Source organism: Oceanobacter mangrovi (assembly GCF_019740315.1).
Classification (GTDB): Bacteria; Pseudomonadota; Gammaproteobacteria; order Pseudomonadales; family Oceanobacteraceae; genus Oceanobacter; species Oceanobacter mangrovi.
In genome coordinates this window covers 61,733-86,705 of record NZ_JAHXZR010000005.1, presented here as the reverse complement: position 1 = coordinate 86,705, position 24,973 = coordinate 61,733, and the positions used below count along the sequence as shown (strand labels likewise).

Here is a 24,973-nt window from a genome sequence, read left to right as displayed (position 1 = left end):
TGAATGCGTCAGCTAACAGGAGAAACTCATGACCGTAGCCAGCAAAGAAACACTTGGCTTTAAAACAGAAGTCAAACAGCTGCTGCATCTGATGATTCATTCCTTGTACTCCAACAAGGAAATCTTCTTGCGGGAGCTGGTATCCAACGCTTCCGACGCCTGCGACAAACTGCGGTTTGAGGCATTAAAAAACGATGCCCTGTACGAAGGCCAGAGCGAACTGGCGGTACACATTGATTTTGATAAAGACGCTCGCACCCTCACCATTGAAGACAATGGTATTGGTATGAATCGCGATGACGTTATCAATCACCTGGGCACCATTGCCAAGTCAGGCACGGCTGAATTCCTCAGTAAGCTGAGTGGCGATCAGAAAGCTGACTCCCAGCTGATTGGTCAGTTTGGTGTGGGCTTCTATTCGGCATTTATCGTTGCCGACAAGGTAACGGTTGAAACCCGTCGTGCTGGTGAAACGGCTGACGCCGGTGTGCGTTGGGAATCCGCTGGTGAAGGCGATTTCTCCATCGAAGGCATCGACAAGGCTGACCGTGGCACCCGCATCACCCTGCACCTGAAAGACGGTGAAGAAGATTTTGCCGACAGCTACCGTTTGCGCTCGCTGATCAAGAAGTATTCCGACCATATTGCGATTCCGGTTTATCTGCCACAGGAAGTGTCGACCACCGATGATGACGGCGAAGCCAAGAAAGTGCCGGAAGCGGTGAACGAAGCCAAGGCGATGTGGACCCGTTCCAAGTCCGAGCTGAGCGATGCCGACTACCAGGAATTCTACAAGCACATTTCTCACGACTGGCAGGAACCGCTGACCTGGATGCACAACAAGGTCGAAGGCAAGCTGGACTACACCAGTCTGTTGTACATTCCGGCCAAGGCACCGTTTGACCTGTGGAACCGTGACAGCGCCCGTGGCCTGAAACTGTACGTACAGCGCGTCTTTATTATGGATGAGGCGGAACAGTTCCTGCCGCTGTACCTGCGTTTTGTGAAGGGTGTGCTGGACTCCAACGATCTGTCACTGAACGTTTCCCGTGAAATTCTGCAGCAGGACAAGCAGGTTGAGAGTCTGCGTGCTGCGCTGGTCAAGCGGGTGCTGGATACCCTCAGCAAACTGGCCAAGAACGATGCTGAAAAATATCAGCAGTTCTGGAATGAGTTTGGTGAAGTACTGAAAGAAGGCCCGGCGGAAGATTTTGCCAACAAGGAAAAAATCGCTTCGCTGTTCCGTTTCGCAACCTCCAAATCCGAAGGCAAGGCCCAGAACGTCAGCCTGGAAGATTATGTGGGTCGTATGCGGGAAGGTCAGAAGAAGATTTATTACATCACTGCCGAAAGCTACGAATCTGCGCTGGGCAGCCCGCATATGGAGTACTTCCGCAAGAAAGGCGTTGAAGTGCTGGTGCTGACTGACCGGGTGGATGAATGGATGGTAGGTCACCTGAGTGAGTTCGACGGCAAGTCGTTCCAGGATGTGACCAAGGGTGAGCTGGATCTGAACGACCTGGCGGATGAAGCCGAGAAGCAGCAGCAGGAAGAGCTGCAGGAAACCCACAAGGCACTGGTTGAACGTCTGCAGCAAGCCCTGGCCGACGTCAAAACTGTTCGTGTGACTTCCCGTCTGACTGATTCACCAGCCTGTCTGGTGGTGGGGCAGTTCGATATGGGTGGCCATATGCGCCGGATGCTGGAGGCGGCTGGTCAGGCTATGCCAGAGTCCGATGTGACGCTGGAAGTGAACCCGACTCACCCATTGATCGAACGTCTCGATCAGGAACAGGATGAAGACCGCTTCAAGGAGCTGGCCAGCCTGATTCATGCCCAGGCGCAACTGGCCGAAGGTAGCCAGCTGAAGAATCCGGCAGAATATGTCAGCAAGCTGAACAAACTGTTGCTGGACCTGATGAAGTAAGATTCGTCTTATCCGGGTCCATTCATGGACCTGATCACGGCGCCCCGTTCATGTAAACGATAGCCTTGCAAGGCCGTTTAACGTGGTACGGGGCGCTGCTATGATGCGCCCGTGGATTTTTACTGGCGCGATTTGCCAAAAGTTTCTGGGAGATAGATATGAACAAAATGGCTCTGGCGGTGAAGTCAGCAGTTGCCGGCGCAATGATGTCTGGCCTGGTGGGTGTTGCTCATGCCGGTGGTGCACTGGATCTGAGTCTGGCAGATGAATCTGTCCGTATTGCCTATGACGCTACCCAGACCTCTTCCGGCCTGCACATCAACCTGTCTGGCCTGCATGATATGGACGATGGCAACATGCTGGGTGCCGGTCTGCATGTGGTTGATCTGCGTAACCAGAACAAGAACCTGTTTGTGGGTGTGGGTGCCAAGGCGTTCCTGTACGACACCGATGACTACACGGGTGCGGCGTTGGGAGTAGGCGGCTTCTTGCGTGCCAACCTGCCAACCCATCCGGATTTCAGCTTTGCCGGTTATGCCTATTACGCACCACCAGTTGTCTCTTTTGGCGATACCCAGAATATGTTCAACACCGATTGGCGCGCCCAGTACGCTGTGATTCCGTCTGCCCGGATCTTTGCCGGTTACCGTTACAACGGCATTCGTGTTGAAGGCAAGCGGGACCGTATTGAAATTGGCGACGGCTGGCACTTCGGTGTCACCATGGATTTCTGATCCGTGGCCAGCATTAACTGGGTTGCCCAAACCAATCACCGGCTTTATCTCAGCCAGCTGATGCTGCAACAGTGTCAGCAGGCAGATAGCAAGCCACTGCAGGCGGCCTTTGAAGAGGCCGCCCTGCAGCAGCTGCAGTCTGCTTATCTGAGTTATCTGAATGAGCTGGCGGGGGCGGTCAATCTGCGTGAGCGGGTTGAAAGCTTGTCGCAGCTGCTGGCAGTGACTTCACTGGTGACCGGTGATATGTCTGAGTTGCGCCAGCTGGAGGAGGATTCCTATAGCTGGTTGGCACAGGCGCAGCGGGCTTTTGCAGAAGCTGGCTGGCCGCAGCAGCCAGTCGTTCATGAAGTTGCTCCGGCTGGACTGATTGCCAGTTCCTCAGCGTCTGACAAACCTGCAGTAACCGACTGGTTAGGGCAGTTGCAGCAGTTGATAGAACGTCAGCGCGGTAATCACCGGGAAAGCTGAAGCAGCAAGTATTGAAATTGCCGTAATCCAGCGGCAGTTTCTCTGATATTCCGATCTTGTTTGTTCATTCGAACAGGCTTGTCAGGCTGGCTTGTAGTCGGTCGGTCTCGCCCCCATATTGTAGATAGACAGATTCTTATATCTTGGCAGGCACTGAAAAAAAGGTTTTATCCAGGTTCCCGAATAACTGCAGTTATCAGGAATTCGTTGTGATAAACTCGCCGGCCATTTTGTGTGAGGCGTGTATGGCCCGATTCTTTGAGATTGTAGAATTATCGAACGGTGATATTGCTCTTCGTCGCGTAGATGAGGATGGCGATGCTCTGGTACGTATCCATTTTTCAGAAGACGCCAAAGCCAGTTTGATAGATCACCATGTTGATGTGGCCCGCGTAATGCTGGAGGCCGGTGTGCGCATGGTCAGTGAGTTGTCTGGCTTTGAAATGGATTCCGAAGACTTTGAGCCGACCGAGCCGAGTTACCGGGTTCACTGAGCCGGCTTGTGTGCGGGATGCATCTCGCCAGGCCAACAAAAAAGCAGCCATGGGCTGCTTTTTTTATGTCTGCTGGTTGGCTGTTCTGGTTGTTCGGTGTCAGCCGCGATGCACCAGGACGACATGGCTGCCCGACTCGTGCGCCAGTTTACGCAGGCGGTTACGGCTGGTTGGGTCAACCTTGCCTTGCCATTCGATAATCAGATGGCTGTTGCCTTGCTCCAGGATGCGTTGACACAGCTGTTGCTGGGTATCAGCGCAAAGATCGATATGCACCACCGGTGCTTTTTGCAGCGCCATGCTTTCCAGCCAGCGTTTGTTGAGTGTGCGGTTGGGGCTGAGCCACATTAACCAGCGTTTGCTTGCATTGCAGTGCGCCAGCATGGGTAGCAAGTGCAGTGGTTGAATTGCACTGTTATCACTGACGATGACTTCGGTCAGGCTGCCCTGGGATTGAGCCGGGCGGTTGACCCGGCTGCTCTCAATCCTGCTGCTTAAGGGCAGGGCTGGCTGATCGACTTGCAAACTAAGCTGACGCATGGGGCTCACCTCAACAAAGCATTCTGGTTAGTGGGTACGACGCAAAACGCCGACGTACAATCCTTCGATATTGAATTCCTGCTCGCGCAAATCGATTTCAATTGGCGCGTACTGTTCGTTTTCGGCGTGCAGCAAAACCTTGTTGCGGTTTTTCTCGAGCCGTTTCACTGTTACTTCATTTTCGACCCGGGCAACCACTATCTGGCCGTTACGGGCGGTATCGCATTTGTGCACGGCGATCAGGTCGCCATCCATGATGCCGATGTTTTTCATACTGTCGCCGTGTACTTCCAACAGGTAATCGGCATCCGGTTTGAAGAAGCTGGCAGGCAGGTCGCAATAATCCTCGATGTGTTCCTCTGCAAGGATTGGGCTACCGGCAGCAACCCGGCCGACAATCGGCAGGCCGGTTTGCGGTTCCAGCAGAATACGGATGCCACGGGAGGCGCCCGGCATGATTTCGATAGCACCTTTACGCGCCAGTGCCTTCAGGTGTTCTTCGGCGGCATTGGGCGACTTGAAGCCAAGCTCTTTGGCAATTTCTGCGCGAGTAGGCGGGAAGCCGGTGGCTTCCAGTGCCGAGCGAATCAGGTTGAGAACCTGCTGCTGTCTTGCTGTGAGCTTGATCATCTTCTATCCATATCTGTTTATCTGTACAGTGGGTGTGAATATATACAGTATTAAATACTGTGTAAACCCACAGTGTTTTATTTTTCTCCATGTCTGTTTCGGTGATCTCGACAATATCCCTGATTGTGTTTGGCTGGTGTTTTCAGTGCGTTTGAAACGGTTTTTCTTGCGGCGCTGAAAAGGCTTAAATTTTGATACTTTTTGGCATAATTCTGTTCCTGATATTGCCCTTTCGCTGTTTGAAACGTATGTTTCAAACATTTGAAAAGTAGCGGACGGAATGAGCCATGGCACAAAAAGATACCGCCAAATCGATTCTTAACGCAGCAGAGGAATTATTCTCGGAACGTGGATTTGCCGAGACCTCACTGCGTAACATCACCAGTAAGGCCAGTGTTAACCTGGCGGCGGTGAATTATCACTTTGGTTCCAAGAAAGAGCTTATTCAGGCGGTATTTGCCCGTTTCCTGACGCCGTTCTGCGCAGATCTGGATGGCTCCCTGGAGGAATTTGAAGCACGTCTGGGTGATCAAACGCCACAACTGGCTGACTTGCTGCGGCTGCTGGCGGAGAATTCGTTGGCGGCGGGTAAGGGTAATCCGCGTCGGGTCGGTATTTTCATGCGGCTGTTGGGGTTGGCCTATTCGCAGGAACAGGGCCATTTGCGCAAGTTTCTGCGTAAGGAATACGGTGCGGTGTTTGCCCGTTTTATGTCGCTGGTGACAGCGGCGTCCCCCGAGCTGGATGATCAGGAGCGTTTCTGGCGTATCCACTTTATGCTGGGTGCAACGGTCTTTACGCTTTCCGGTGTTGAATCGCTGACGGCAATGGCCGAGCATGATCTGGGTGTTTCTACTGGCATTGAAGGCGTCATTGATCGTCTGGTGCCTTTCCTGTCGAGCGGTTTTCAGGCGCCCCATCAGGGCTGATTGCTTCCCTTATTTATGAAAAATCACATGTATGAATAGTTGCAAGGTGTCGCAGCATGGATGCTGAGGTTTTGATCGAGGTGTCGATTGCGGATCAGGCGTTGCGTCTGAAAACGCCGACCAGCTGCACGCTTTATCCGGTTTCCACGGCGCTGAATGGCGCGGGTGAGCAGCAGGGCTCGGGCAAGACGCCGATTGGCTGGCATCGGGTGGTTGCCCGTATTGGTGAAGGCCTGCCGCTCGGTTCGGTGTTTGTTGGTCGTCGTTTTACCGGCGAAATTTATTCCGATCAGCTGGCGCAGGCGTTTCCGCAGCGCGACTGGATTCTTTCGCGCATCCTCTGGTTGCAGGGGCTCGAAGTCGGTCGTAACCGGATGGGAGGGGTTGATTCCATGCGGCGTTATATCTATATCCATGGCACGCCGGATTCTGAACCCATGGGCAAGCCACTGTCGCATGGCTGTATTCGGATGCGTAACAGTGATTTGTTGGCCCTGTTTGAACAGGTGCCGGCAAAAACACCTGTGTGGATTCAGCAGCACAGTTTTTCGAGGATCCCATGTCGTCAGTTGTAACTGCATTGCCGTCACAGCCGGTTGGCGTCATTGCTGATTTGATTGGCCCGCAGTTGCTGGAAGCCGATCTGCCGGTATTACAGTCGCCAGCGCTGACGGGTTTGATTTTGTTTGGCCGCAATTATCAGAATCCTCAGCAGCTTCAACAGCTGCTGGCGGATGTGCGTAAGGTGCGACCGGGCTTGCCGGTGTTTGTCGATCAGGAAGGTGGCCGCGTACAGCGCTTTCGCGAGGGTTTTACCCGACTGCCAGCGATGGGGCGGTTGGGGGAGTTATTCGCTCGGCAGCCGCAACAAGCTCGTCAGGCTGCTGGCTGGCTCGGTGAGTTGATGGCGCTGGAGTTGGCACTGGCTGGCGTTGATGTCAGCTTTGCCCCGGTACTGGATATCGAGCGCGGCTGTTCAAAAGTGATTGGTGATCGTTCTTTTGGTTTTGATGCCGCAGTCGTGACCGCGTTGGCCGGTTGTTTTATTGGTGGTATGCACGCCGTGGGTATGAAAGCCGTCGGCAAACATTTTCCGGGGCACGGTGCTGTCGAAGCGGACTCCCATCTCGAATTGCCGGTTGATCACCGTAACCTGGCACAGCTGGACTATGATATGCGGCCGTTCCGCAGCTTGAATCAGCAAGGCTTGCTCGACGGTGTGATGCCTGCGCATGTGGTTTATCCAGCCTTTGATTCCGAACGTACCGCAGGATTTTCGCCGCGTTGGATGCAGCTGCTGCGCCAGCAGCTGGGTTTTGATGGTGTGGTGTTCAGTGATGATCTGACCATGCAGGGGGCGGCGGCAGCCGGCAGTTATGCCGAGCGGGCGCTGCTGGCCATGGCGGCGGGATGCAACGCGCTGGTGGTTTGTAACCTTCCTGAAGGCGAGCTGGAAGTCTTGCAGCAGGTTGAGCGCTTGCTGCAACAGGGCGCTGAACTGCTGGACCTGAGTGGCTGGCGGCTGTCGTTGAACTCTCAGGCTATGGATAACGGGCAACAGCGCCAACAGCATTTGCAGCAACAGCTGCGCAATATTGATTTGATTGACTAGCTTATTCGGAGATTTCATGCCGACAAAACGCATTGGCATTATTGGTGGTACGGGTCTGACTCGTCTGGAAGGCCCTCAAATTACCCAGGTTCACGACGTGAACACAGTACTGGGAACACCGTCCAGTAGTGTTCAGCAGGGTACATGGAATGGCTGTGAGGTGCTGTTTATGGCACGTCATGGTCATCCTCATGCCTTGCCGCCGCACAAGGTAAATTACCGCGCCAACCTGCTGGCTTTGCAGGAATTGGGTGCTGACGCAATTATTGCCGTCAACGCCGTCGGCGGTATTCATGCTGATATGGACGCTGGTGCGATTGTGATCCCGCACCAGCTGGTGGATCTGACCTGGGGTCGTGAAAGCACCTATTTTGATGGCAGCTACAAACCACTGGAGCACATCGACTTCACCGATCCATTTGATGCTGATATTCGCCAGCATTTGCTGGGTGCGGCTGCAAAGCTGCAGTTGCCGGTGTCTGACTTTGGTGTGGTCGCCGTGACTCAGGGGCCGCGGCTGGAAACCACTGCGGAGATTGACTATCTCGAACGTATTGGTTGTGACGTTGTGGGTATGACCAGCATGCCGGAAGCTGTGCTGGCCCGGGAGCTGGGTATTCCTTATGCCAGTGTGTGTCTGGTGGTGAACCCGGCCGCTGGTCGCAGCGACGCTGTGATTACCATGGAAGACATTCAGCGGGTGCTGGATGCCGGTATGGGACAGGTGCGGGATCTGATTGAGGCGGCTTTGCCTGCTGTGTGATAGCGGCTGGTCCAGGTGACAATAGTTCAGGCTTGTAGGCTGGCAAAAAACAAAGGCCCGGAAAAACTCCGGGCCTTTGTTTTTCTATCGTTTTATCTGCCAGTGCCTGGATCAGACGCGCGATTGTTATTGAGCCGGGCTGGTTGTCGCAGCTGCCGGTGCTGCAACAGGAGTTGGTGCTGGAGCCGGCTCTGGAATGTCGACAGGCGTTAGTCGAATCACCAGACCCAGCATTGGGTGATCGAGGTAATGCAGTTCGCCGCTGCGCATACGGCGACTCATGACAATGTGAGCAGCGCGTGCCGGGTACAGGCCATCGATCATCACGGGCTGTGGTTCTGGCTGCTCGATCACCGTCACTGGCTCTGCGACAGGGTTGATTGCAGCTGTCGTGTCGATGGCAGTGGCCAGCAGGGAATCTGTGGTTTCGGCAACCGGCATCAGCAGCGGCTCTTGCGGCAGGTTGGCGCTCAGATGCTGGACTGCCAGGTCGGTGTGGATGTGCAGGTAACGACTCAGATAAATGCTGAAAGAGCCGCTGATCTGAATTTCAGGTTCACCGTCCAGGGTCAGGTTGATCGGATGTTTTAGCTGGCCGGCCTGAGCCTGAACCGGTTCAATCCAGCGCTCATGCCAAACCACTCGCATGCCGCCCTGCGGATCAATACGACTGGCTTCCCGTTGCATCCGCAGATGGCTGTTGGCTGCCAGTGGCGACCAATAGCCATTGCTGGCAGTTACCGGCCAGGGCAGGTGTTGGGCCCAGTTCTGCTGCCATTGCTGCAATCGATAGGCTTGTTGAACGGCACTGGGCTGGGCGGATTTGCCCGTCAGCGGGTCAGACACTGCAGCTGCCGGCAAGTCTTCTGGCGCCAGCAGCTTGTCCCAGTGTTCGTTGTCGATATCGGCGAGGTCGGTATAGGCGACCAGCATCATTTCAACGTCGTACCAGTTGTTGCCGAACAAGGCGTTTTCAGCCAGTGCAGAGGAGGCCATCAGGCCTGTTGCGACTGCCAGCAGAGGGCGGAAAAACAGCGTCACGGTCAGAGTTCCTTTTGCAATTCGGTAAGTACCTGGTCGATTACGTTAAAGCGGCGGTCGATGGTGTCCATATTGAAATAGAAACGCAAGCTGTGGCCACCTTCCAGCTTGTAGCTGGCAGGTTTGGTTTGTACCAGTTTCACCAGGGTGAATGGGTTGATGTTGGTCTCGGAACTGAAATCCAGTCGGCCGGATTCGGTTCCGGCATCCAGTTTGGCAATGCCCATCGGCGTGAGTTTCAGTTTCAGCGAGGTCTGGCGGAACAGGTTTTTGACCTGATCTGGCAGTAGTCCGAAGCGGTCGATCATTTCGACCTGCAGTTCGCGCAGCTGGTTGTCATCGTCGCAGTTGGCCATGCGTTTGTAGAGCGTCAGGCGGCTGTTGACGTCCGGCAGATAATCGGCCGGAATCAGTGCTGGCATATGCAGGTTGACGTCGGCGGTCTGGCGCGGCGTCAGGTTGTCGGAAGGCATTTTGCCAGAACGCATGGCCTTGACCGCCTGATCGAGCATTTCCATATACAGGGTGAAGCCAATGGTTTCGATCTGGCCGCTCTGTTCGTCGCCCAGCAATTCCCCGGCACCACGAATTTCGAGGTCGTGGGTGGCGAGCATGAAACCGGCGCCGAGGTCCTGCGATGCCGAAATGGCGTCGAGACGCTTTTCGGCATCCTTGGTCATGGTTTTGGGTGGCGGTGTCAGCAGGTAGGCATAGGCCTGGTGGTGCGAACGGCCAACCCGGCCACGCAGCTGGTGCAGCTGGGCCAAACCAAACTTGTCGGCACGTTCAATAATGATGGTGTTAGCCGACGGAATATCGATACCGGTTTCAATAATGGTGGTACACACCAGCACGTTGAAGCGTTTGTGGTAGAAATCACTCATCACGCTTTCAAGTTCGCGCTCGGACATCTGACCGTGAGCAGCAACGACGCGGGCCTCCGGCACCAGTTCATCCAGCTCGCGAGCAGTCTTTTCAATCGACTTGACTTCGTTGTGGAGGTAATAAACCTGGCCGCCACGGAGAATTTCTCGCAGTACGGCTTCCTTGATCGCGGTGTCGTCGTACTGGCGTACAAAGGTTTTCACACTCAGGCGTTTGGCTGGTGGGGTGGCAATAATCGACAGGTCACGGATGCTGGCCATCGCCATGTTGAGCGTGCGCGGAATTGGCGTGGCGGTAAGGGTCAGAATATCGACTTCGGCCCGCAGCGACTTGATGCGTTCTTTCTGCTGGACACCAAATCTGTGTTCTTCGTCGATGATCAGCAGGCCCAGATGTTCAAACTTCACATCTTTTTGCAGCAGCTTGTGGGTGCCGACGACGATGTCGGTTTTGCCTTCGATCATGCGGTCCAGTGCCAGCTGGGTTTCCTTGGCCGACTTGAAGCGTGACAGCACGTCAACCTTGACCGGCCATTCGGCAAAACGGTCAGCGAAGTTCTGGTAATGCTGCTGCGCCAACAGGGTAGTGGGGACCAGTACGGCGACCTGTTTGCCGCTCTGTACGGCAATAAAGGCGGCCCGCATGGCGACTTCGGTTTTACCGAAGCCGACGTCGCCACAAACCAGCCGGTCCATCGGACGCGGCGAACACATGTCATCAATGACAGCGTCGATAGCGGCTTGCTGATCCGGGGTTTCCTCGTAGGGGAAACCCGCCGCAAAGCGCTGGTATTCTTCGTCCGGGCCGTCGAAAGCAAAGCCTTTACGGGCTTCGCGACGGGCGTAGATGTCGAGCAGTTCGGCAGCCGTGTCGCGGATTTTTTCAGCCGCCTTGCGTTTTGCCTGCTCCCACTTGTCGGTGCCCAGTTTGCTGATTGGTACGGCGCCGTCTTCGGCACCGCCGTAGCGGGCAATCAGATGCAGTGACGAAACCGGTACATACAGCTTGCTGTTGCCCTGATATTCCAGCACCAGAAATTCGTTGGTCTGACCGCCTGCATCAAGTGCCTGCAGCCCCATATAACGGCCGATGCCGTGGTCGAGGTGAACAACCGGTGAGCCTTCTTTCAGCTCGGTGAGGTCGCGGATAACGTTGTCGGCATCGGTTTTCTGGCGATTACGGCGGCGGGTCTGGCGAATCCGCTGACCAAACAATTCATTTTCGGTAATCAGTGCCAGATCTGGTTGGCCGCTGATCAGTACGCCTTGCGACAGAGGTGCTATGGTCAGGCTCAGGCGTGGCTGGTTGTCGGTGATTTCCTGCCAGTTGCTGAGCTCTTTGGGGCTCAGCTTGATGCGCCCCAACAATTCTTTCAGGGCTTCACGACGGCCTGCGGATTCCGCACAAAAGACCACCCTGCATTGATCGTTGTTTTGCAGCCAGATCTGCAGTCGCTGTAATGGCTGTTCAAGGCGGGAGTCAACGCTGATGTCAGGCAGTTTGGCGGTATCAAAGCGCACTGAACCGGTACGTTTCGGTAAGTCGTCGTCATGCCATTGAATGCGAGGGTATTCATTCAGCTTGCTGAACAGCTGATCCTGCGCCAGAAACAGTTCGGCTGGAGCCAGCAATGGGCGGGTACGGTCATGGCGGCGACTTTCGTAACGCTGTTCGACGTCGAGTCGGAATTGGCTAGCGGCCGTTTCAATCGCCTGGTCATGAATCACCAGAGTGTTAGCTGGAAGGTGATCAAAAAAGCTGCCCAGCTCATCGGCGAAAAACAGCGGCAGGTAGTATTCGATACCGGCCGGGGCGATGCCCTGGGTGATGTCCATATAAATGGAACAGTCGTTAGGATTTTGCTCGAAAAAATCAAACCAGCGGTTTTTGAACAGCTTGATGGCGGTGGTGGTCAGCGGAAATTCACGTGCGGGCAGGATGCGAATGCTGTCGATCTTGTCGAGGGTGCGCTGACTGTCCGGGTCAAAGGTTCGCAGGGTTTCGATTTCGTCATCAAACAGGTCGATCCGGAACGGCTGGGGCTGGCCCATTGGAAAAATATCAACAATGGCGCCGCGGACGGCAAATTCACCGTGTTCGTAAACGGTATCAACGCAGTGGTAACCCGCTGCTTCAAGCTGGACGCGGGTTTTGTCGACGTCGAAGGTCTGGCCGATGTCGAGTACAAAACTCTGGCCACTGTAAAACCCCTGTGGTGGCAATTTTTGCAGCAAGGTACCGATCGGAATGATCAGGATACCGTCACGACTGCCATGCAGCTGGCTGAGGGTGGCGATACGCTGGGAGATAATATCCTGATGCGGCGAAAACACGTCGTAGGGCAGGGTTTCCCAGTCCGGAAACAACATCAGCTTGCTGTTGCTGGCGAAAAAGCCGAGTTCTTCCTCAATCTGCAGTGCGCTGGCGGTGTCGGTGGTAATGATCAGGGTCAGCCCGGCATGTTGGCGGGCGGCTTCGGCAATCGCCAGGCTGCGGCTGGCACCTTGCAGGTTGCCCCAGAATCGTCTTTCAGCGGCCCGGCTGGGCAGATCGGAAGATACTAGTTGGCTTGCCTGCTGACTCATGGGGTTTCCCTGATGCTACGAATTTGGGCGGGCTAGTGTAATCAATGCATGAAAGGCTGTCACAGCCACTTTGCCAGTAAGTCTCGTGGGAGAGTGCTGCTAGTCGGCATCTTGGCTTATCAGCCTGACATCTTTGTCAAAATTTTGTGGAGTGGATGGCGAAAAAGTTACTTTTTTTATGACTTTAGTGGATGAAATAGAATAGAAAATCCGCTGATGAGGGGGATGCCGGAGGGCTATTGACGGTAAATTTTCTATCATTCACTGGTGAAAGGTTGGAAATTTACAAGCTTGCGGGGCTTGTTTCGGGGTGGTTCCTGGCTGGTGTGGCCCGATTTTGCCCGGTCTTGTTGCTGTTGCGGGTGAATTGGCGGGATGAGTGGCGCGATTGGTGGCGGATGAGAAAGGGCGGCTGGCGGCGAGTGGAACAATCTGACGGGATATTGTGTTTCAGTAATGTTTCTTACATTTTGACCAGAGGCTGGTGGATTTATTACCAGCTTGCTTGCAATTCCACAAATTTGTGATCCGCATTCAGTCTGTGCATAATCCGCACCCCTGTGACCAACAGCTTTTTTATGGAAGGTTTGCCCGTGACCCAAGATATGCGCGATACCTGCTTGCAAGAGTGGACAGAACGCGAAGCCATCGCTGAATCCATGATTCCTGCGATCGGTTCCCTGTACCGCAACCGCAACGTAATTACCTCTGTGTACGGCCGTGCAATTATCAATCGTTCCGTTATCGACATTCTCAAGGCGCATCGCTTTGTTCGTCATATCGTGAAGCAAGAGATTTCTGTGCAGGACACATTCCCGATTCTGGGTGTGCTGGCTGAGCTGGAAGTAAACAGCATTCACGTTGATATCGGTCGTCTGGCAGTAAAATTTGCCCAGGAAGGCAATGGCCGTGAATTGCGTCAGTTCGTTATCGACGAGCTGGGCGATGCCATCGGTCAGCCAGAAAACTTTGGCGAGAACCGCGACGTGGTACTGTACGGCTTTGGCCGTATCGGTCGTCTGCTGGCTCGCATCCTGATCGAAAAATCCGGTGCTGGCAAAGCACTGAACCTGCGTGCCATCGTGGTTCGCCGTGGCAAGGGCGCTGACCTGGAGAAACGTGCCAGCCTGCTGCGTCGTGACTCTGTACACGGTACTTTCCGTGGCACCCTGACCATTGATGAAGAAAACGAGGCGCTGATCGCCAACGGTAACTACATCAAGATCATTTACGCCAACAACCCGGCTGAAATCGATTACACCCAGTACGGCATCAACAATGCGCTGGTGATCGATAACACCGGTGTGTGGCGTGATGAAGATGGTTTGGCCCAGCACCTGCAGAGCAAGGGCGTTGCTCGTGTGCTGCTGACTGCACCAGGCAAGGGTGATATCAAGAACATCGTTTATGGTATCAACCACGGTGATATCGATGTTGCTGACAAAATTCTGTCTGCAGCTTCCTGTACCACCAATGCCATTACTCCAGTGCTGAAAGTGATGAACGATCAGTTCGGCATCAAGAGTGGTCACGTTGAAACCGTTCACTCCTACACCAACGACCAGAACCTGATCGATAACTACCATAGTGGTGATCGTCGTGGTCGTTCTGCGCCGCTGAACATGGTTATCACCGAGACTGGTGCTGCCAAAGCGGTCGCCAAGGCGCTGCCAGAACTGAAGGGCAAGCTGACCGGTAACGCCATTCGTGTTCCTACTCCAAACGTTTCGATGGCGATTCTGTCTCTGAATCTGTCTCGCGAAGTGTCTGTTGAGGAAGTGAATGACTATCTGCGTGATGTTTCCCTGAACTCTGATGTTGCCCGTCAGATCGACTGGGTGAACAGCCCAGAAGTGGTTTCTACCGACTTTGTTGGTAACAGCCATGCCGGTATTGTTGATGCCAAGGCAACAATCGTAAACGGCGAGCATGTTAACCTCTACGTTTGGTACGATAACGAATACGGTTACAGCCGTCAGGTTGTTCGTATTGCGCACCAGCTGTGTGGCGTTGAATACCCGACTTACCCTGTTAAGAAGTAAGTTTTCGAACTTGCTTGCGTTGTATACGGTTGCTTCCCGGTAATTGAATGTAACGCAATAATCGGGAGTGTTTACTTCGGCACTCCCGATTAATTCCAGGCTTTATATGCCGTTTTGGCATACAGAGTTACTTCAGAAGTATGTCTTCCGAAACCGCATGGCCGCTAGATTATTCGGTCTCGCACCTCTATACTTAGCGCCGTTTTTAACTTAGTAAACTTAGCAAACGAGTATCCAAGTGCTTGTTTCCCATAACAAAACACGGGGAACACGGGCAAAGTCCGAGCTGTTTGGCAGTATCGGGGCGGTCGCGTGTCTTTTTGTATGGGACGGCATTCTGGTACCCATGTGATTAGGCGAGGCATATGATCAAAATTAAAAAAGGTCTCGACTTACCTATCACCGGAGCTCCTGAGCAAACCATTTCTTCCGGTAAGAGTGTTACACAAGTGGCATTGTTGGGCGGAGATTATGTCGGCATGAAGCCGACAATGGCTGTTCGGGAAGGTGATCGGGTCAAGAAGGGGCAAGTCCTATTTACAGATAAAAAAACCGAAGGCGTTCAGTACACCGCGCCAGCAGCAGGCATCGTCCAGGCTGTTAATCGTGGTGATCGCCGCAAGTTTTTGTCCGTAGTAATCGATGTGGATGGCGACGAAGAAATCATCTTCGAAAGCTACCCGGCTGCAAAACTCTCCTCCCTGTCTGCCGCTGATGTGCAACAGAATCTGGTTGATTCCGGTCTGTGGACAGCACTGCGCACCCGTCCTTATTCAAAGGTTCCAGCACTGGACAGTCGTCCAGCAGCGATCTTTGTCAATGCCATGGATACCAATCCACTGGCAGCCAACCCTGAGTTGGTGATTGCCGAGCAGGCAGAAGCTTTCAAGAACGGTCTGACCGTGCTGAAAAACCTGACTGAAGGCAAGTTGTTCGTGTGCAAGGCTGCTGGTGCCAATATTCCATCTGCGGGTGTTGAGACCAGCGAAGAGTTTGCCGGTGTGCACCCGGCAGGCCTGGCTGGTACCCACATCCATTACCTGTTCCCTGTCAGTGAAAGCCGCACTGTATGGACCGTAGGTTATCAGGACGTTATTGCAATTGGTGTTCTGTTTACGACCGGTAAACTGTACAACGAACGCGTAATTTCCCTGGCTGGTCCACAAGTGAAGCAGCCTCGTATCGTCCGTACCCTGTTGGGTGCCAGCCTGGACCAGCTGAGTGCCGGTGAACTGGCTGACGCTGAAAACCGGGTGGTGAGTGGCTCCGTATTTGGTGGTCGTACTGCAGCAGGTGCTGAAGCCTTCCTGGGTCGCTTCCATAATCAGGTGACTGTGTTGCGCGAAGGTCGTGAGCGTCCATTGCTGCATTATTTCACCCCGGGTGCCAACCGTTTCTCGGTGATGCCAATTTACTTGTCCAAGCTGATGAACAAGACCTTTGCGTTCAGCACCTCTACCAATGGTAGTGAGCGTGCGATGGTGCCGGTTGGTGCCTATGAACGGGTTATGCCGCTGGATATTCTGCCGACGCACCTGCTGCGGGCGCTGATTGTTGAAGATATGGAATCAGCTGTCAGCCTGGGCGCGCTGGAACTGGATGAAGAAGACCTCGCTCTGTGCAGCTTTGTTTGCCCGGGCAAGTACGAATACGGTCCAATCCTGCGCAAGAATCTCACTCGTATTGAGGCGGAGGGTTAATCATGGGTCTGCGTTCTATTCTCGACAATCTGGCTCCGCACTTTGAAAAGGGCGGCAAGTACGAAAAGATGTACCCGCTGTACGAAGCCGTTGATACCGGCTTGTACTCGCCACCAAACGTAACCAACAACACAGCTCACGTGCGTGACGGCATCGACCTCAAGCGCATTATGATTACTGTGTGGGCCTGTACTTTTCCGGCGCTGTTCTTCGGTATGTACAACATCGGTCTGCAGGCGAACGAAGCCATCGCAGCTGGTAACGGTACTGTACTGGAAGGCTGGCGTGAGCTGCTGATCGCCCTGCTGGGTGGTTCCGGTCACAATGCTGCAAGCCTGTGGGACAACCTGGTGTTTGGTGCTGCCTACTTCCTGCCTGTGTATGCCACTACCTTTATCGTGGGTGGTTTCTGGGAAGTGCTGTTTGCCACCATTCGCCGTCACGAAGTTAACGAAGGCTTCTTTGTTACCTCGATTCTGTTTGCGCTGACGCTGCCGCCAACCATTCCGTTGTGGCAAGTGGCGCTGGGTATTTCCTTCGGTGTGGTCATCGGCAAGGAAGTATTCGGTGGTACCGGCAAGAACTTCCTGAACCCTGCTCTGGCAGGTCGTGCCTTTCTGTTCTTCGCTTACCCGGCTTCCATGTCTGGTAACGCGGTATGGACTGCGGCTGATGGTTTCACCGGTGCAACTGCTCTGGGTAGCGCGGCCGAAGGCGGTGTGACCAGTATTCTGAACAGTGGTATCACCTGGATGGACGCTTTCCTGGGTACGATCCAGGGTTCTATGGGTGAAACCAGCACGCTGGCTATCCTGATCGGCGGCGCTGTGCTGATGATCATGAACATTGCAGCCTGGCGCATTGTTGCTGGCGTAATGGTCGGCATGGTGGCGTTCTCGCTGTTGCTGAACGGTATTGGTTCTGACACCAATCCGATGTTTGCCTTGCCATGGTACTGGCACCTGGTGTTGGGCGGTTTTGCCTTCGGTATGGTCTTTATGGCTACCGATCCGGTATCTGCGTCCATGACCAACAAGGGCAAGTGGGTCTTTGGTGCCTTGATCGGCTTCATGGTGGTGATGATTCGTGTGGTTAACCCTGCTTTCCCTGAAGGCATGATGCTGGCCATTCTGTTCGCCAACCTGTTTGCACCTCTGATCGACCACTTCGTAGTTCAGGCAAACATCAAACGGAGGATTGCACGTGTCAGCTAATAACGACAGCATCCAGAAAACCCTGATTGTTGCGATCCTGCTGTGTCTGGTGTGTTCGGTCATTGTTGCCGGCTCCGCGGTGGGCTTGCGCAGCAAGCAACAGGAAAACAAGGCTAACGACAAGCGCGCTGCAGTATTGCAGGCGGCTGGTCTGTATGAGCAAGGCAAGTCAGTTGCCGAACAGTTCAAGTCCAAAATCCAGACTCGCATTGTGAATCTGGCTGAAGGTCGCTTTGCTACTGACGCTGAGCTGAAGGAAATCCGTGACGCTGGTCTGACCGTCGACAACTTCGATCAGAAGAAGTCTTCCAAGACTCCGGCGCTGTCACGCGCTCTGGGCAGTGATGAAGATCCGGCCAGCATCAAGCGTCTGGAGAAATTTGCCGCAGTGTTTATCGTTGCTGATGGTGACAACATCCAGAAGATCATTCTGCCAGTGCATGGTTATGGTCTGTGGTCCACCCTGTATGGCTTCCTGGCGCTGCAAGGCGACATGGACACCATCGTTGGCCTGGGCTTCTACTCCCATGCCGAAACCCCTGGATTGGGTGGTGAAGTTGACAATCCGAAGTGGAAATCACTGTGGGTTGGCAAGCACGTATTCAATGACAAGGGCCAGGTTGCTATCAGTGTCGTGAAAGGCGGTGCTGAAGAAGGTAACCCGAACCAGGTCGATGGTTTGTCCGGTGCAACTCTGACCAGCCGTGGTGTGAACAATCTGGTTCGCTTCTGGGTTGGTGATACCGGCTTCGGCAAGCTGATTGATAACCTGAAAGCACAGGGAGCATAAGCATGTCTGAGATCAAGAAAGTATTGACCGAACCCTTGTTCGGCAAGAACCCGATTGCGGTTCAGATTCTGGGTATCTGTTCAGCGCTGGCGGTAACCACCAGTCTGAAAGTGACTCTGGTAATGTGTGTGGCCCTGACTCTGGTAACAGCCTGTTCCAGCGCCAGTATCGCCCTGATTCGTAACCAGATTCCGAACAATATCCGGATTATTGTGCAGATGATCATTATTGCCTCGCTGGTAATCGTGGTCGATCAGATCCTTAAGGCCTATGCCTATGATGTCAGCAAGCAGCTGTCGGTATTCGTCGGTTTGATCATTACCAACTGTATCGTAATGGGTCGCGCGGAAGCCTTCGCCATGAAGAATGGTCCGGTACTGAGCTTCTTCGATGGTATTGGTAACGGCCTGGGTTACTCCCTGATGCTGATCTCTGTTGGTACCATCCGTGAGTTGTTTGGTGCGGGTAAACTGCTGGGCTTCGAAATCCTGCCGCTGGTAAAAGACGGTGGCTGGTATGTGCCTAACGGTTTGCTGCTGCTGCCACCATCTGCCTTCTTCATCATCGCACTGTTCATCTGGGCGCTGCGTGCATGGAAGAAAGAGCTGGTGGAAAAAGCTGAATTCAAGATTCTGCCAAACACTGAGCACTCCGGAGGTCACTAATGGAACACTATATCAGTCTGTTCGTCAGGTCTGTGTTCCTTGAGAACATGGCTCTGTCATTCTTCCTGGGGATGTGTACCTTTATGGCGATCTCCAAGAAAATCCAGACCGCTATTGGTCTGGGTATCGCCGTGGTTGTGGTGCTGGGTATTTGTACCCCGATCAACAACCTGATCTACACTTCGTTCCTGAAGGAAGGTGCGATGGTGTGGGCGTCTCCTGATTTCGCTACTGTTGACCTGAGCTTCCTGGGTCTGCTGACCTACATTGGTGTTATTGCCGCTGTGGTGCAGATTCTGGAAATGGTACTGGATAAGTATGTACCTGCACTGTACAACGCGCTGGGTGTATTCCTGCCGTTGATCACAGTGAACTGCGCCATCATGGGTGCGGTTCTGTTCATGGTTGAACGTGACTACAACTTTGCTGAAAGCGCGGTATTTGGCGTTGGCTCCGGTGTGGGCTGGGCGCTGGCGATTACAGCATTGGCCGGTATTCGTGAAAAGCTGAAGTACAGCGACGTGCCAGCAGGTCTGCAGGGTCTGGGTATTACCTTCATGACTGTTGGTCTGATGTCACTTGGCTTCATGTCCTTCTCTGGCGTATCACTGTAAGGAGACGAAGTTTTGAATATCGAAATTATTCTGGGCGTAGTGATGTTTACCGTGATTGTACTGTCACTGGTATTCATCATTCTGGGCGCCCGCGCCAAGCTGGTAAGCTCTGGCGACGTTAAAATCCTGATCAACGGTGAACGTGAAGTTGTCACTGAAGCCGGCGGTAAACTGTTGCAGACTCTGGCTGCCAACAACATCTTCCTGTCCTCTGCCTGTGGTGGTGGCGGTACCTGTGCCCAGTGCAAGTGCAAGGTGACTGATGGTGGTGGTGAAATGCTGCCAACGGAAGCTTCTCACTTCACCAAGGGTGAGGCCCGTGAAGGCTGGCGCCTGTCCTGTCAGACTCCTGTTAAACAGGATATGAAGGTAGAAGTGCCTGAAGAAGTGTTTGGCGTGAAGAAGTGGGAAACAACGGTTGTTTCCAACCCTAACATGGCGACCTTCATCAAGGAGCTGACCCTGGCTCTGCCTGAAGGTGAGAACGTTGATTTCCGCGCTGGCGGTTATGTACAGCTGGAGTGTCCTCCGTACGAAATCAACTTCTCTGACTTCGACATTCAGGAAGAATACCGTGGTGACTGGGAGCGTTTTGGCTTCTTCAACATCAAGGCAGTTAACACCGAGACCACGATTCGTGCGTACTCCATGGCGAACTACCCTGAAGAGAAGGGTGTGGTTAAGTTCAATATCCGTATTGCAACACCACCTCCAGGTTCCAAGGGCATTCAGCCGGGCATCATGTCTACCTTCGTGTTCAACCTGAAACCAGGTGACAAGGTAACTGTATACGGTCCATTTGGTGAGTTCTTCGCCAAGGATACCGATGCCGAGATGGTATTCATCGGTGGTGGTGCGGGTATGGCGCCTATGCGTTCCCACATCTTCGACCAGCTCAAGCGTCTGAACTCCAAGCGCAAGATGAGCTTCTGGTATGGTGCACGTTCACTGCGTGAGCTGTTCTATCAGGACGAATACGATCAACTGGCTGCTGAAAACGACAACTTCGAATGGCACGTGGCGATGTCTGATCCACAGCCAGAAGATAACTGGACCGGTCTGACCGGCTTCATTCACAACGTACTGTATGAACAGTACCTGCGTGATCACGAAGCGCCAGAAGATTGTGAGTACTACATGTGTGGGCCTCCAATCATGAACCAGTCAGTGATCAACATGTTGTTGTCTCTGGGTGTTGAGCCTGAAAACATCATGCTGGACGATTTCGGTGGTTGATCCCCGTATCTGAATGCCAAAAAGCCGCACCTTTGTGCGGCTTTTTTGTATCTGTACGGCAGTATTTTATGACCCGTCAGAACAAACCCGCCTAATGGATAACCTGTCGCAACGGTTTGCCTGCATCGTTTTGTGAGCTGATCTGCTATCTTGATCACAATAAACAAAAAATGACACAAAACTGTAGTGACCGATCATGACTGAAAAGAACTCTTCTGACCGTGCTGCTTCGACTTCTTCTGATGGGCAAAAGCCACCTCTGTATTGGGGTCCGGCGATCATGTTTGCCGGTTCATTTCTGGGGGTAATCATCCTGGTTCCCTGGTATGGCTTTACCTATGGCTATCAGGCACCGGCCTGGATCGCCTATGTTGTTATCACCTGGCTGACGGGTATGGCAATAACGGGTGGCTATCACCGACTGTGGTCCCACAGTGCTTATGAAGCGCACTGGCTGTTACGGGTATGGTATGCCTTGTGGGGCGCTTCGGCGCTGCAGAACACCATTCTGGAATGGGCTTCTGGCCACCGTACCCATCACAAGCACGTTGATGACGAAGACAAGGATCCGTATTCCGCCCGACGTGGTTTGTGGTATTCCCACATTGGCTGGATGCTGCGGCGGTATCCGGCGGGCGTGACCGATCACAAAAACGTTAAAAACCTGCTGAAAGACCCGGTGGTGGTATGGCAGGAGAAATACTATTTCTGGATTGTGGCGGCGATGAACATTGGTTTGCCGTTGCTGCTTGGAGTGATCTTTGGTGATGTCTGGGGCATGTTACTGCTGGCCGGTTTGCTGCGCCTGTTTACCACCCATCATGTCACTTTCTTTATTAATTCCATTGCCCACAAGTGGGGAACCCAACCCTATACCGATGAGAACACGGCTCGTGACAACCCGTTTTTCGCCTTCCTGACCCACGGTGAGGGGTATCACAACTATCATCACATTTTTCAGACCGACTACCGTAACGGCATTCGTTGGTATCACTGGGATCCGACCAAATGGTTTATCAAGGCCTGTTCCTGGGTTGGTTTGACCTGGAACCTGAAGACGGTGTCCGATTTCAAGATTCAGCGTGCCAAAATCCAGATGCAGTTCAAACGGGCTGAGCAAAATCTGGCAGCCAGTCAGTTGCAGGCGGATGATCACCAGCGCTGGAGTGGGGTGCTGGAACAGGAGTACGAACACTTCAAGACGATGCTGAACGACTGGACCAACCTGCAGGCTGAGCGTTACGTAACCACCAAACAGAACCTTGCCGACAAATGGCAGGCGGCGGCCATTCGTACCCGTTTCAAGGAAATTGAATACAAGCTGCAGATGCAGCACAAGCGTCTGAGCTTGCTGGTTGCTGAACTGGCTCCGGCCTGACGATCGTGCTGCCAAACCGCCCTTAATGGGCGGTTTTTTGTTCCTGTTTATGCATTGCAGCTGGCTGGGAGCGCCGTTAGTATGGCCGCTCATTGAATCCCTCGACAAAGGAGCAGCAAATGCCTTCTGTGCTGATTACAGGCGCCAACCGTGGTATTGGCCTCGAACTGGTGCGACTGTACAGTGAGCGTGGTTATCAGGTGCTGGCAGTATGCCGGGAATCGTCTGATGAACTCGACGAGCTGGCGGATGCGACCATTGCCGGTATTGATGTGACCGATGAAGCATCAGTCGGCGCGGTGCAGTCCATCGTTGAGCAGCTGCTGGATGAACCACTGGATTTATTGATCAACAACGCCGGTATCTTTCTTAACGAAACCCTCGACAGCATGGATTTCGATCAGATTCGCCAGCAGTTTGAAGTCAACAGTATTGCACCCCTGATGGTCAGTTATGCCTTGTTGCCGTTTATGGCGGCGGGTAGCAAGATCGCCAATATCACCAGTCGTATGGGCTCGATGGAAGATAACGGTTCTGGTGCCTATTATGGTTATCGGGCTTCCAAGGCGGCGCTTAATGCGTTCGGCAAAAGCCTGGCGATAGACCTGAAACCGAAAGGCATTGCGGTTGCCCAACTGCATCCCGGTTTTGTGCAGACTCGTATGGTTAACTTTGCCGGTGACATTACCCCGGAACAGGCGGCTGCAGGCCTGGCCACACGGATTGATGAGCTGACACTCGAAAACACCGGTAGCTTCTGGCACTCCAATGGCCAGCAGCTGCCCTGGTAATCCGCTTTCAACATTTTTCAGTAAACAGGATCGACTATGGCTAACGCCCGTATCACCAAAAAACAACACACCCGCTTGCTGGGCGACTTCCTGATTGAATGCACCCAGGATTCTGCGTGGGAAGGCAAGCTCAAGGCCCTGTCTGATGAAAACAAGATCGACACTTCTGTCGACGGTTTTCCAGCTGCGTTTCTGGCGGACTTCCCGGAAGCCGAATACCAGAAACTGCATTACTGCATTGAGCGGGTAGAGTACGCTGAGGTTCCGCGTGCTGCTTCCTGCTGGTGGCCAGTGGACGCCGAAACCCAGTATTTTATGGCTTATCCGGCGGATTTCCCGCAGAGTCAGGTGTACATGGCGATTGATTTTGATGAGTGCGATCACGACCACGATCACGACCATTAATCACTAACAAATCGGGGCCCTTTGCTTTTGCATATGGGGCTCCGTTTGTTTCCCGATTCTGGATGCCAGCAAATTACGCGTCTTCCCAAGCGAGCTTGCCAGATTTGGGCACCATGCTGCGCAGCAAATTGCACTGCAGGCTGGATTCCAGAGCAAGTCTGGAATGACGTATATTCGAGTCCGTTAATAACCCGGACGCCGTTTTCTAACCCTGAATAAACCTGGCCGCCGCTTGGCCCGCCCGCATGCCTGTCGCAAAACAGGCGGTCAGCAAATAGCCGCCGGTTGGCGCTTCCCAGTCCATCATTTCACCCGCGACAAAGACGCCTGGCAGCTGTTTCAGCATCAAGTCTTCATCAAGAGCATTCCACTGCACGCCGCCCGCCGACGAAATGGCTTCATCAATTGGCCGGGTGCGTAACGGCTGTAATGGCATCGCCTTGATCGCGTTAGCCAGCGCTTGCGGATTGTTCAGGTCGAGTTCCGGCAAACAGTCCCGCAACAGTGAATTGGCGACAGCTGGCAGCTTGAGCTTCTTGCGCAACCAGTTGCTGAACGACAATTTTCCACGCGGTTGGCTGAGTTTCTGTTCAAGTTCTTTCAGTGAGGTGTGCGGCAGCCAGTCGAGTAGCAGGTTAACCGGCTTGCCAGCTTGCAACAGTTCGCGCATCGGACGGCTGAGGGCATAGATCAAACTGCCTTCAAGACCGTAGGCACTGATTACAAACTCGCCGGTTTTTTGCCACCGCTGACCCTGATTGTCGGTCAGTGACAGCGCCACGTGCTTGATCGGAGCGCCAGCGAACTTCTCCTTCAGATAATCACTCCAGTCCACTTCAAAGCCACAGTTGGCCGCTACCAGTGGGGTAACTGCAATTCCAGCCTGTTGCAACCAGGGTTGCCAGCGGCCGTCAGATCCCAGGCGTTGCCAGCTGGCACCGCCAAGTGCCAGTACGACCGCATCAAACTGGCGTTCAATCGAACCATTCGGGGTGTCAAAACACCAGTGTTGGGCTGCGCAGCCTGAATCTGAGTCTGGCATTGGGTTCCAGCCAGTCCAGCGATGGCGCTGGTGAAACACCACGCCAGCGGCTTTCAGCCGTTGCAGCCAGGCCCGCAACAGCGGAGCGGCTTTCATATCGGTCGGAAAAACCCGTCCCGAGGTGCCAACAAAGGTGTCGATTCCCAGCTGGTGAATCCATTGGCGCAATTGTTCTGGCGGCAGCTGATCCAGAGCGGGCTTGAGTTGAGCGGCTTCGGCACCATAGCGCTGTACAAAGTCTGCGTATGGCTCGGAGTGGGTAATGTTCATGCCGCCAATACCGGCCAGCAAAAATTTGCGCGCGACGCTTGGCATGGCGTCAAACACTTCGACTGTGAGCCCGGCGTTAACCAGCTGTTCGGCGGCCATCAGTCCGGCAGGACCGGCGCCAATCACGGCGACGCTGGTAGAAGTTGGGCTGGAAAGGGAAGTGCTGCTCACAAATAACTCCGGATATCAGTCAGACGGCGCAGTTTACCTGATTT

23 protein-coding genes are annotated in these 24,973 nt (G+C 53.8%); 18 read left to right on the top strand and 5 right to left on the bottom strand.

The features are described from left to right. Positions 1–28 precede the first annotated feature (28 nt). The 4 genes from htpG (at position 29) to K6123_RS11975 (ending at position 3,626) form a co-directional block, all read left to right on the top strand. Positions 29–1,927 carry a molecular chaperone HtpG gene (htpG, locus tag K6123_RS11990; protein ID WP_221798014.1) on the top strand — a complete coding sequence of 633 codons (1,899 nt, stop codon included), beginning with the start codon at positions 29–31 and terminating at the stop codon, positions 1,925–1,927. Between the two features lie 158 nt (positions 1,928–2,085). Further along, on the top strand, positions 2,086–2,661 hold the full coding sequence (locus K6123_RS11985) for a YfaZ family outer membrane protein (RefSeq protein WP_221798012.1): 576 nt from the start codon (positions 2,086–2,088) through the stop codon (positions 2,659–2,661). A gap of 3 nt (positions 2,662–2,664) precedes the next feature. After that, positions 2,665–3,132 (top strand): DUF6586 family protein, encoded by a 468-nt coding sequence (locus K6123_RS11980; RefSeq protein WP_221798011.1) that lies wholly within the window; start codon positions 2,665–2,667, stop codon positions 3,130–3,132. A 245-nt stretch (positions 3,133–3,377) separates the two neighbouring features. Beyond that, positions 3,378–3,626, top strand: coding sequence for a hypothetical protein (locus tag K6123_RS11975; protein WP_221798009.1), 249 nt, complete (start codon positions 3,378–3,380; stop codon positions 3,624–3,626). A 99-nt stretch (positions 3,627–3,725) separates the two neighbouring features. Here the strand turns inward: K6123_RS11975 and K6123_RS11970 are convergent, their stop codons facing one another. Both K6123_RS11970 and lexA read right to left on the bottom strand, forming a co-directional pair. Then, positions 3,726–4,166, bottom strand: coding sequence for a SulA-like leucine-rich domain-containing protein (locus K6123_RS11970; protein WP_221798006.1), 441 nt, complete (start codon positions 4,164–4,166; stop codon positions 3,726–3,728). Between the two features lie 27 nt (positions 4,167–4,193). Beyond that, entirely contained in the window at positions 4,194–4,796 is a 603-nt protein-coding gene (gene lexA / locus K6123_RS11965) for a transcriptional repressor LexA (RefSeq protein ID WP_221798004.1), read from the bottom strand. 287 nt (positions 4,797–5,083) lie between these two features. Here lexA and K6123_RS11960 point away from each other — a divergent pair, with 287 nt between their 5' ends. The 4 genes from K6123_RS11960 to K6123_RS11945 are packed head-to-tail and all read left to right on the top strand — an operon-like array spanning position 5,084 to position 8,100. Further along, the gene (locus K6123_RS11960) at positions 5,084–5,725 is read left to right on the top strand and encodes a TetR/AcrR family transcriptional regulator (protein ID WP_221798003.1); all 642 of its coding nucleotides are present in this window, start codon (positions 5,084–5,086) and stop codon (positions 5,723–5,725) included. Between the two features lie 56 nt (positions 5,726–5,781). After that, complete coding sequence (locus tag K6123_RS11955; protein WP_221798001.1) at positions 5,782–6,300, top strand: L,D-transpeptidase; 519 nt, start codon at positions 5,782–5,784, stop codon at positions 6,298–6,300. Further along, positions 6,285–7,337 (top strand): beta-N-acetylhexosaminidase, encoded by a 1,053-nt coding sequence (gene nagZ / locus K6123_RS11950; RefSeq protein ID WP_221797999.1) that lies wholly within the window; start codon positions 6,285–6,287, stop codon positions 7,335–7,337. The genes K6123_RS11955 and nagZ overlap by 16 nt, the downstream gene beginning before the upstream one ends. A gap of 16 nt (positions 7,338–7,353) precedes the next feature. After that, a complete protein-coding gene (locus K6123_RS11945) occupies positions 7,354–8,100 on the top strand; it encodes an S-methyl-5'-thioinosine phosphorylase (RefSeq protein ID WP_221797997.1) in 747 nt (248 codons plus the stop codon). Between the two features lie 126 nt (positions 8,101–8,226). Here the strand turns inward: K6123_RS11945 and K6123_RS11940 are convergent, their stop codons facing one another. Both K6123_RS11940 and mfd read right to left on the bottom strand, forming a co-directional pair. Next, positions 8,227–9,141, bottom strand: coding sequence for a CsiV family protein (locus tag K6123_RS11940; RefSeq protein ID WP_221797994.1), 915 nt, complete (start codon positions 9,139–9,141; stop codon positions 8,227–8,229). Positions 9,142–9,143: 2 nt separating this feature from the next. Continuing rightward, on the bottom strand, positions 9,144–12,611 hold the full coding sequence (gene mfd / locus K6123_RS11935) for a transcription-repair coupling factor (protein WP_221797993.1): 3,468 nt from the start codon (positions 12,609–12,611) through the stop codon (positions 9,144–9,146). 593 nt (positions 12,612–13,204) lie between these two features. Between mfd and K6123_RS11930 the strand changes: the two genes are divergently transcribed. The 10 genes from K6123_RS11930 (at position 13,205) to K6123_RS11885 (ending at position 23,446) form a co-directional block, all read left to right on the top strand. Beyond that, positions 13,205–14,653: a glyceraldehyde-3-phosphate dehydrogenase gene (locus tag K6123_RS11930; RefSeq protein ID WP_221797991.1), complete on the top strand. Its 1,449-nt coding sequence runs from the start codon at positions 13,205–13,207 to the stop codon at positions 14,651–14,653. A 365-nt stretch (positions 14,654–15,018) separates the two neighbouring features. Further along, positions 15,019–16,353: a Na(+)-translocating NADH-quinone reductase subunit A gene (locus tag K6123_RS11925; protein ID WP_221797989.1), complete on the top strand. Its 1,335-nt coding sequence runs from the start codon at positions 15,019–15,021 to the stop codon at positions 16,351–16,353. 2 nt (positions 16,354–16,355) lie between these two features. Next, a complete protein-coding gene (locus K6123_RS11920) occupies positions 16,356–17,567 on the top strand; it encodes an NADH:ubiquinone reductase (Na(+)-transporting) subunit B (RefSeq protein ID WP_221797987.1) in 1,212 nt (403 codons plus the stop codon). Beyond that, the gene (locus K6123_RS11915) at positions 17,557–18,357 is read left to right on the top strand and encodes a Na(+)-translocating NADH-quinone reductase subunit C (protein WP_221797985.1); all 801 of its coding nucleotides are present in this window, start codon (positions 17,557–17,559) and stop codon (positions 18,355–18,357) included. The genes K6123_RS11920 and K6123_RS11915 overlap by 11 nt, the downstream gene beginning before the upstream one ends. A gap of 2 nt (positions 18,358–18,359) precedes the next feature. Beyond that, positions 18,360–19,022 (top strand): NADH:ubiquinone reductase (Na(+)-transporting) subunit D, encoded by a 663-nt coding sequence (locus K6123_RS11910; RefSeq protein ID WP_246624761.1) that lies wholly within the window; start codon positions 18,360–18,362, stop codon positions 19,020–19,022. Beyond that, a complete protein-coding gene (gene nqrE, locus K6123_RS11905) occupies positions 19,022–19,636 on the top strand; it encodes an NADH:ubiquinone reductase (Na(+)-transporting) subunit E (protein ID WP_221797983.1) in 615 nt (204 codons plus the stop codon). Before K6123_RS11910 ends, nqrE begins: the two co-directional genes overlap by 1 nt. Before the next feature lie 12 nt (positions 19,637–19,648). Then, entirely contained in the window at positions 19,649–20,872 is a 1,224-nt protein-coding gene (gene nqrF / locus K6123_RS11900) for an NADH:ubiquinone reductase (Na(+)-transporting) subunit F (RefSeq protein WP_221797980.1), read from the top strand. Positions 20,873–21,068: 196 nt separating this feature from the next. Next, positions 21,069–22,250, top strand: coding sequence for an acyl-CoA desaturase (locus K6123_RS11895; protein ID WP_221797978.1), 1,182 nt, complete (start codon positions 21,069–21,071; stop codon positions 22,248–22,250). A 119-nt stretch (positions 22,251–22,369) separates the two neighbouring features. Continuing rightward, entirely contained in the window at positions 22,370–23,041 is a 672-nt protein-coding gene (locus K6123_RS11890) for an SDR family oxidoreductase (RefSeq protein ID WP_221797976.1), read from the top strand. Positions 23,042–23,077: 36 nt separating this feature from the next. After that, positions 23,078–23,446: a hypothetical protein gene (locus tag K6123_RS11885; RefSeq protein WP_221797974.1), complete on the top strand. Its 369-nt coding sequence runs from the start codon at positions 23,078–23,080 to the stop codon at positions 23,444–23,446. A 205-nt stretch (positions 23,447–23,651) separates the two neighbouring features. On the opposite strand, the gene K6123_RS11880 is transcribed toward K6123_RS11885, so the two are convergent. Next, a complete protein-coding gene (locus K6123_RS11880) occupies positions 23,652–24,929 on the bottom strand; it encodes a TIGR03862 family flavoprotein (protein ID WP_343223987.1) in 1,278 nt (425 codons plus the stop codon). Positions 24,930–24,973 lie beyond the last annotated feature (44 nt).

Bases quoted from the DNA above. Each gene is read 5' to 3' on its own strand.
- htpG (WP_221798014.1), top strand. From the start codon at position 29: ATGACCGTAGCCAGCAAAGAAACACTTGGCTTTAAAACAGAAGTCAAA.
- K6123_RS11985 (WP_221798012.1), top strand. From the start codon at position 2,086: ATGAACAAAATGGCTCTGGCGGTGAAGTCAGCAGTTGCCGGCGCAATG.
- K6123_RS11975 (WP_221798009.1), top strand. From the start codon at position 3,378: ATGGCCCGATTCTTTGAGATTGTAGAATTATCGAACGGTGATATTGCT.
- K6123_RS11970 (WP_221798006.1), bottom strand. From the start codon at position 4,166: ATGCGTCAGCTTAGTTTGCAAGTCGATCAGCCAGCCCTGCCCTTAAGC.
- lexA (WP_221798004.1), bottom strand. From the start codon at position 4,796: ATGATCAAGCTCACAGCAAGACAGCAGCAGGTTCTCAACCTGATTCGC.
- K6123_RS11960 (WP_221798003.1), top strand. From the start codon at position 5,084: ATGGCACAAAAAGATACCGCCAAATCGATTCTTAACGCAGCAGAGGAA.
- K6123_RS11955 (WP_221798001.1), top strand. From the start codon at position 5,782: ATGGATGCTGAGGTTTTGATCGAGGTGTCGATTGCGGATCAGGCGTTG.
- nagZ (WP_221797999.1), top strand. From the start codon at position 6,285: ATGTCGTCAGTTGTAACTGCATTGCCGTCACAGCCGGTTGGCGTCATT.
- K6123_RS11945 (WP_221797997.1), top strand. From the start codon at position 7,354: ATGCCGACAAAACGCATTGGCATTATTGGTGGTACGGGTCTGACTCGT.
- mfd (WP_221797993.1), bottom strand. From the start codon at position 12,611: ATGAGTCAGCAGGCAAGCCAACTAGTATCTTCCGATCTGCCCAGCCGG.
- K6123_RS11925 (WP_221797989.1), top strand. From the start codon at position 15,019: ATGATCAAAATTAAAAAAGGTCTCGACTTACCTATCACCGGAGCTCCT.
- K6123_RS11920 (WP_221797987.1), top strand. From the start codon at position 16,356: ATGGGTCTGCGTTCTATTCTCGACAATCTGGCTCCGCACTTTGAAAAG.
- K6123_RS11910 (WP_246624761.1), top strand. From the start codon at position 18,360: ATGTCTGAGATCAAGAAAGTATTGACCGAACCCTTGTTCGGCAAGAAC.
- nqrE (WP_221797983.1), top strand. From the start codon at position 19,022: ATGGAACACTATATCAGTCTGTTCGTCAGGTCTGTGTTCCTTGAGAAC.
- K6123_RS11895 (WP_221797978.1), top strand. From the start codon at position 21,069: ATGACTGAAAAGAACTCTTCTGACCGTGCTGCTTCGACTTCTTCTGAT.
- K6123_RS11890 (WP_221797976.1), top strand. From the start codon at position 22,370: ATGCCTTCTGTGCTGATTACAGGCGCCAACCGTGGTATTGGCCTCGAA.
- K6123_RS11885 (WP_221797974.1), top strand. From the start codon at position 23,078: ATGGCTAACGCCCGTATCACCAAAAAACAACACACCCGCTTGCTGGGC.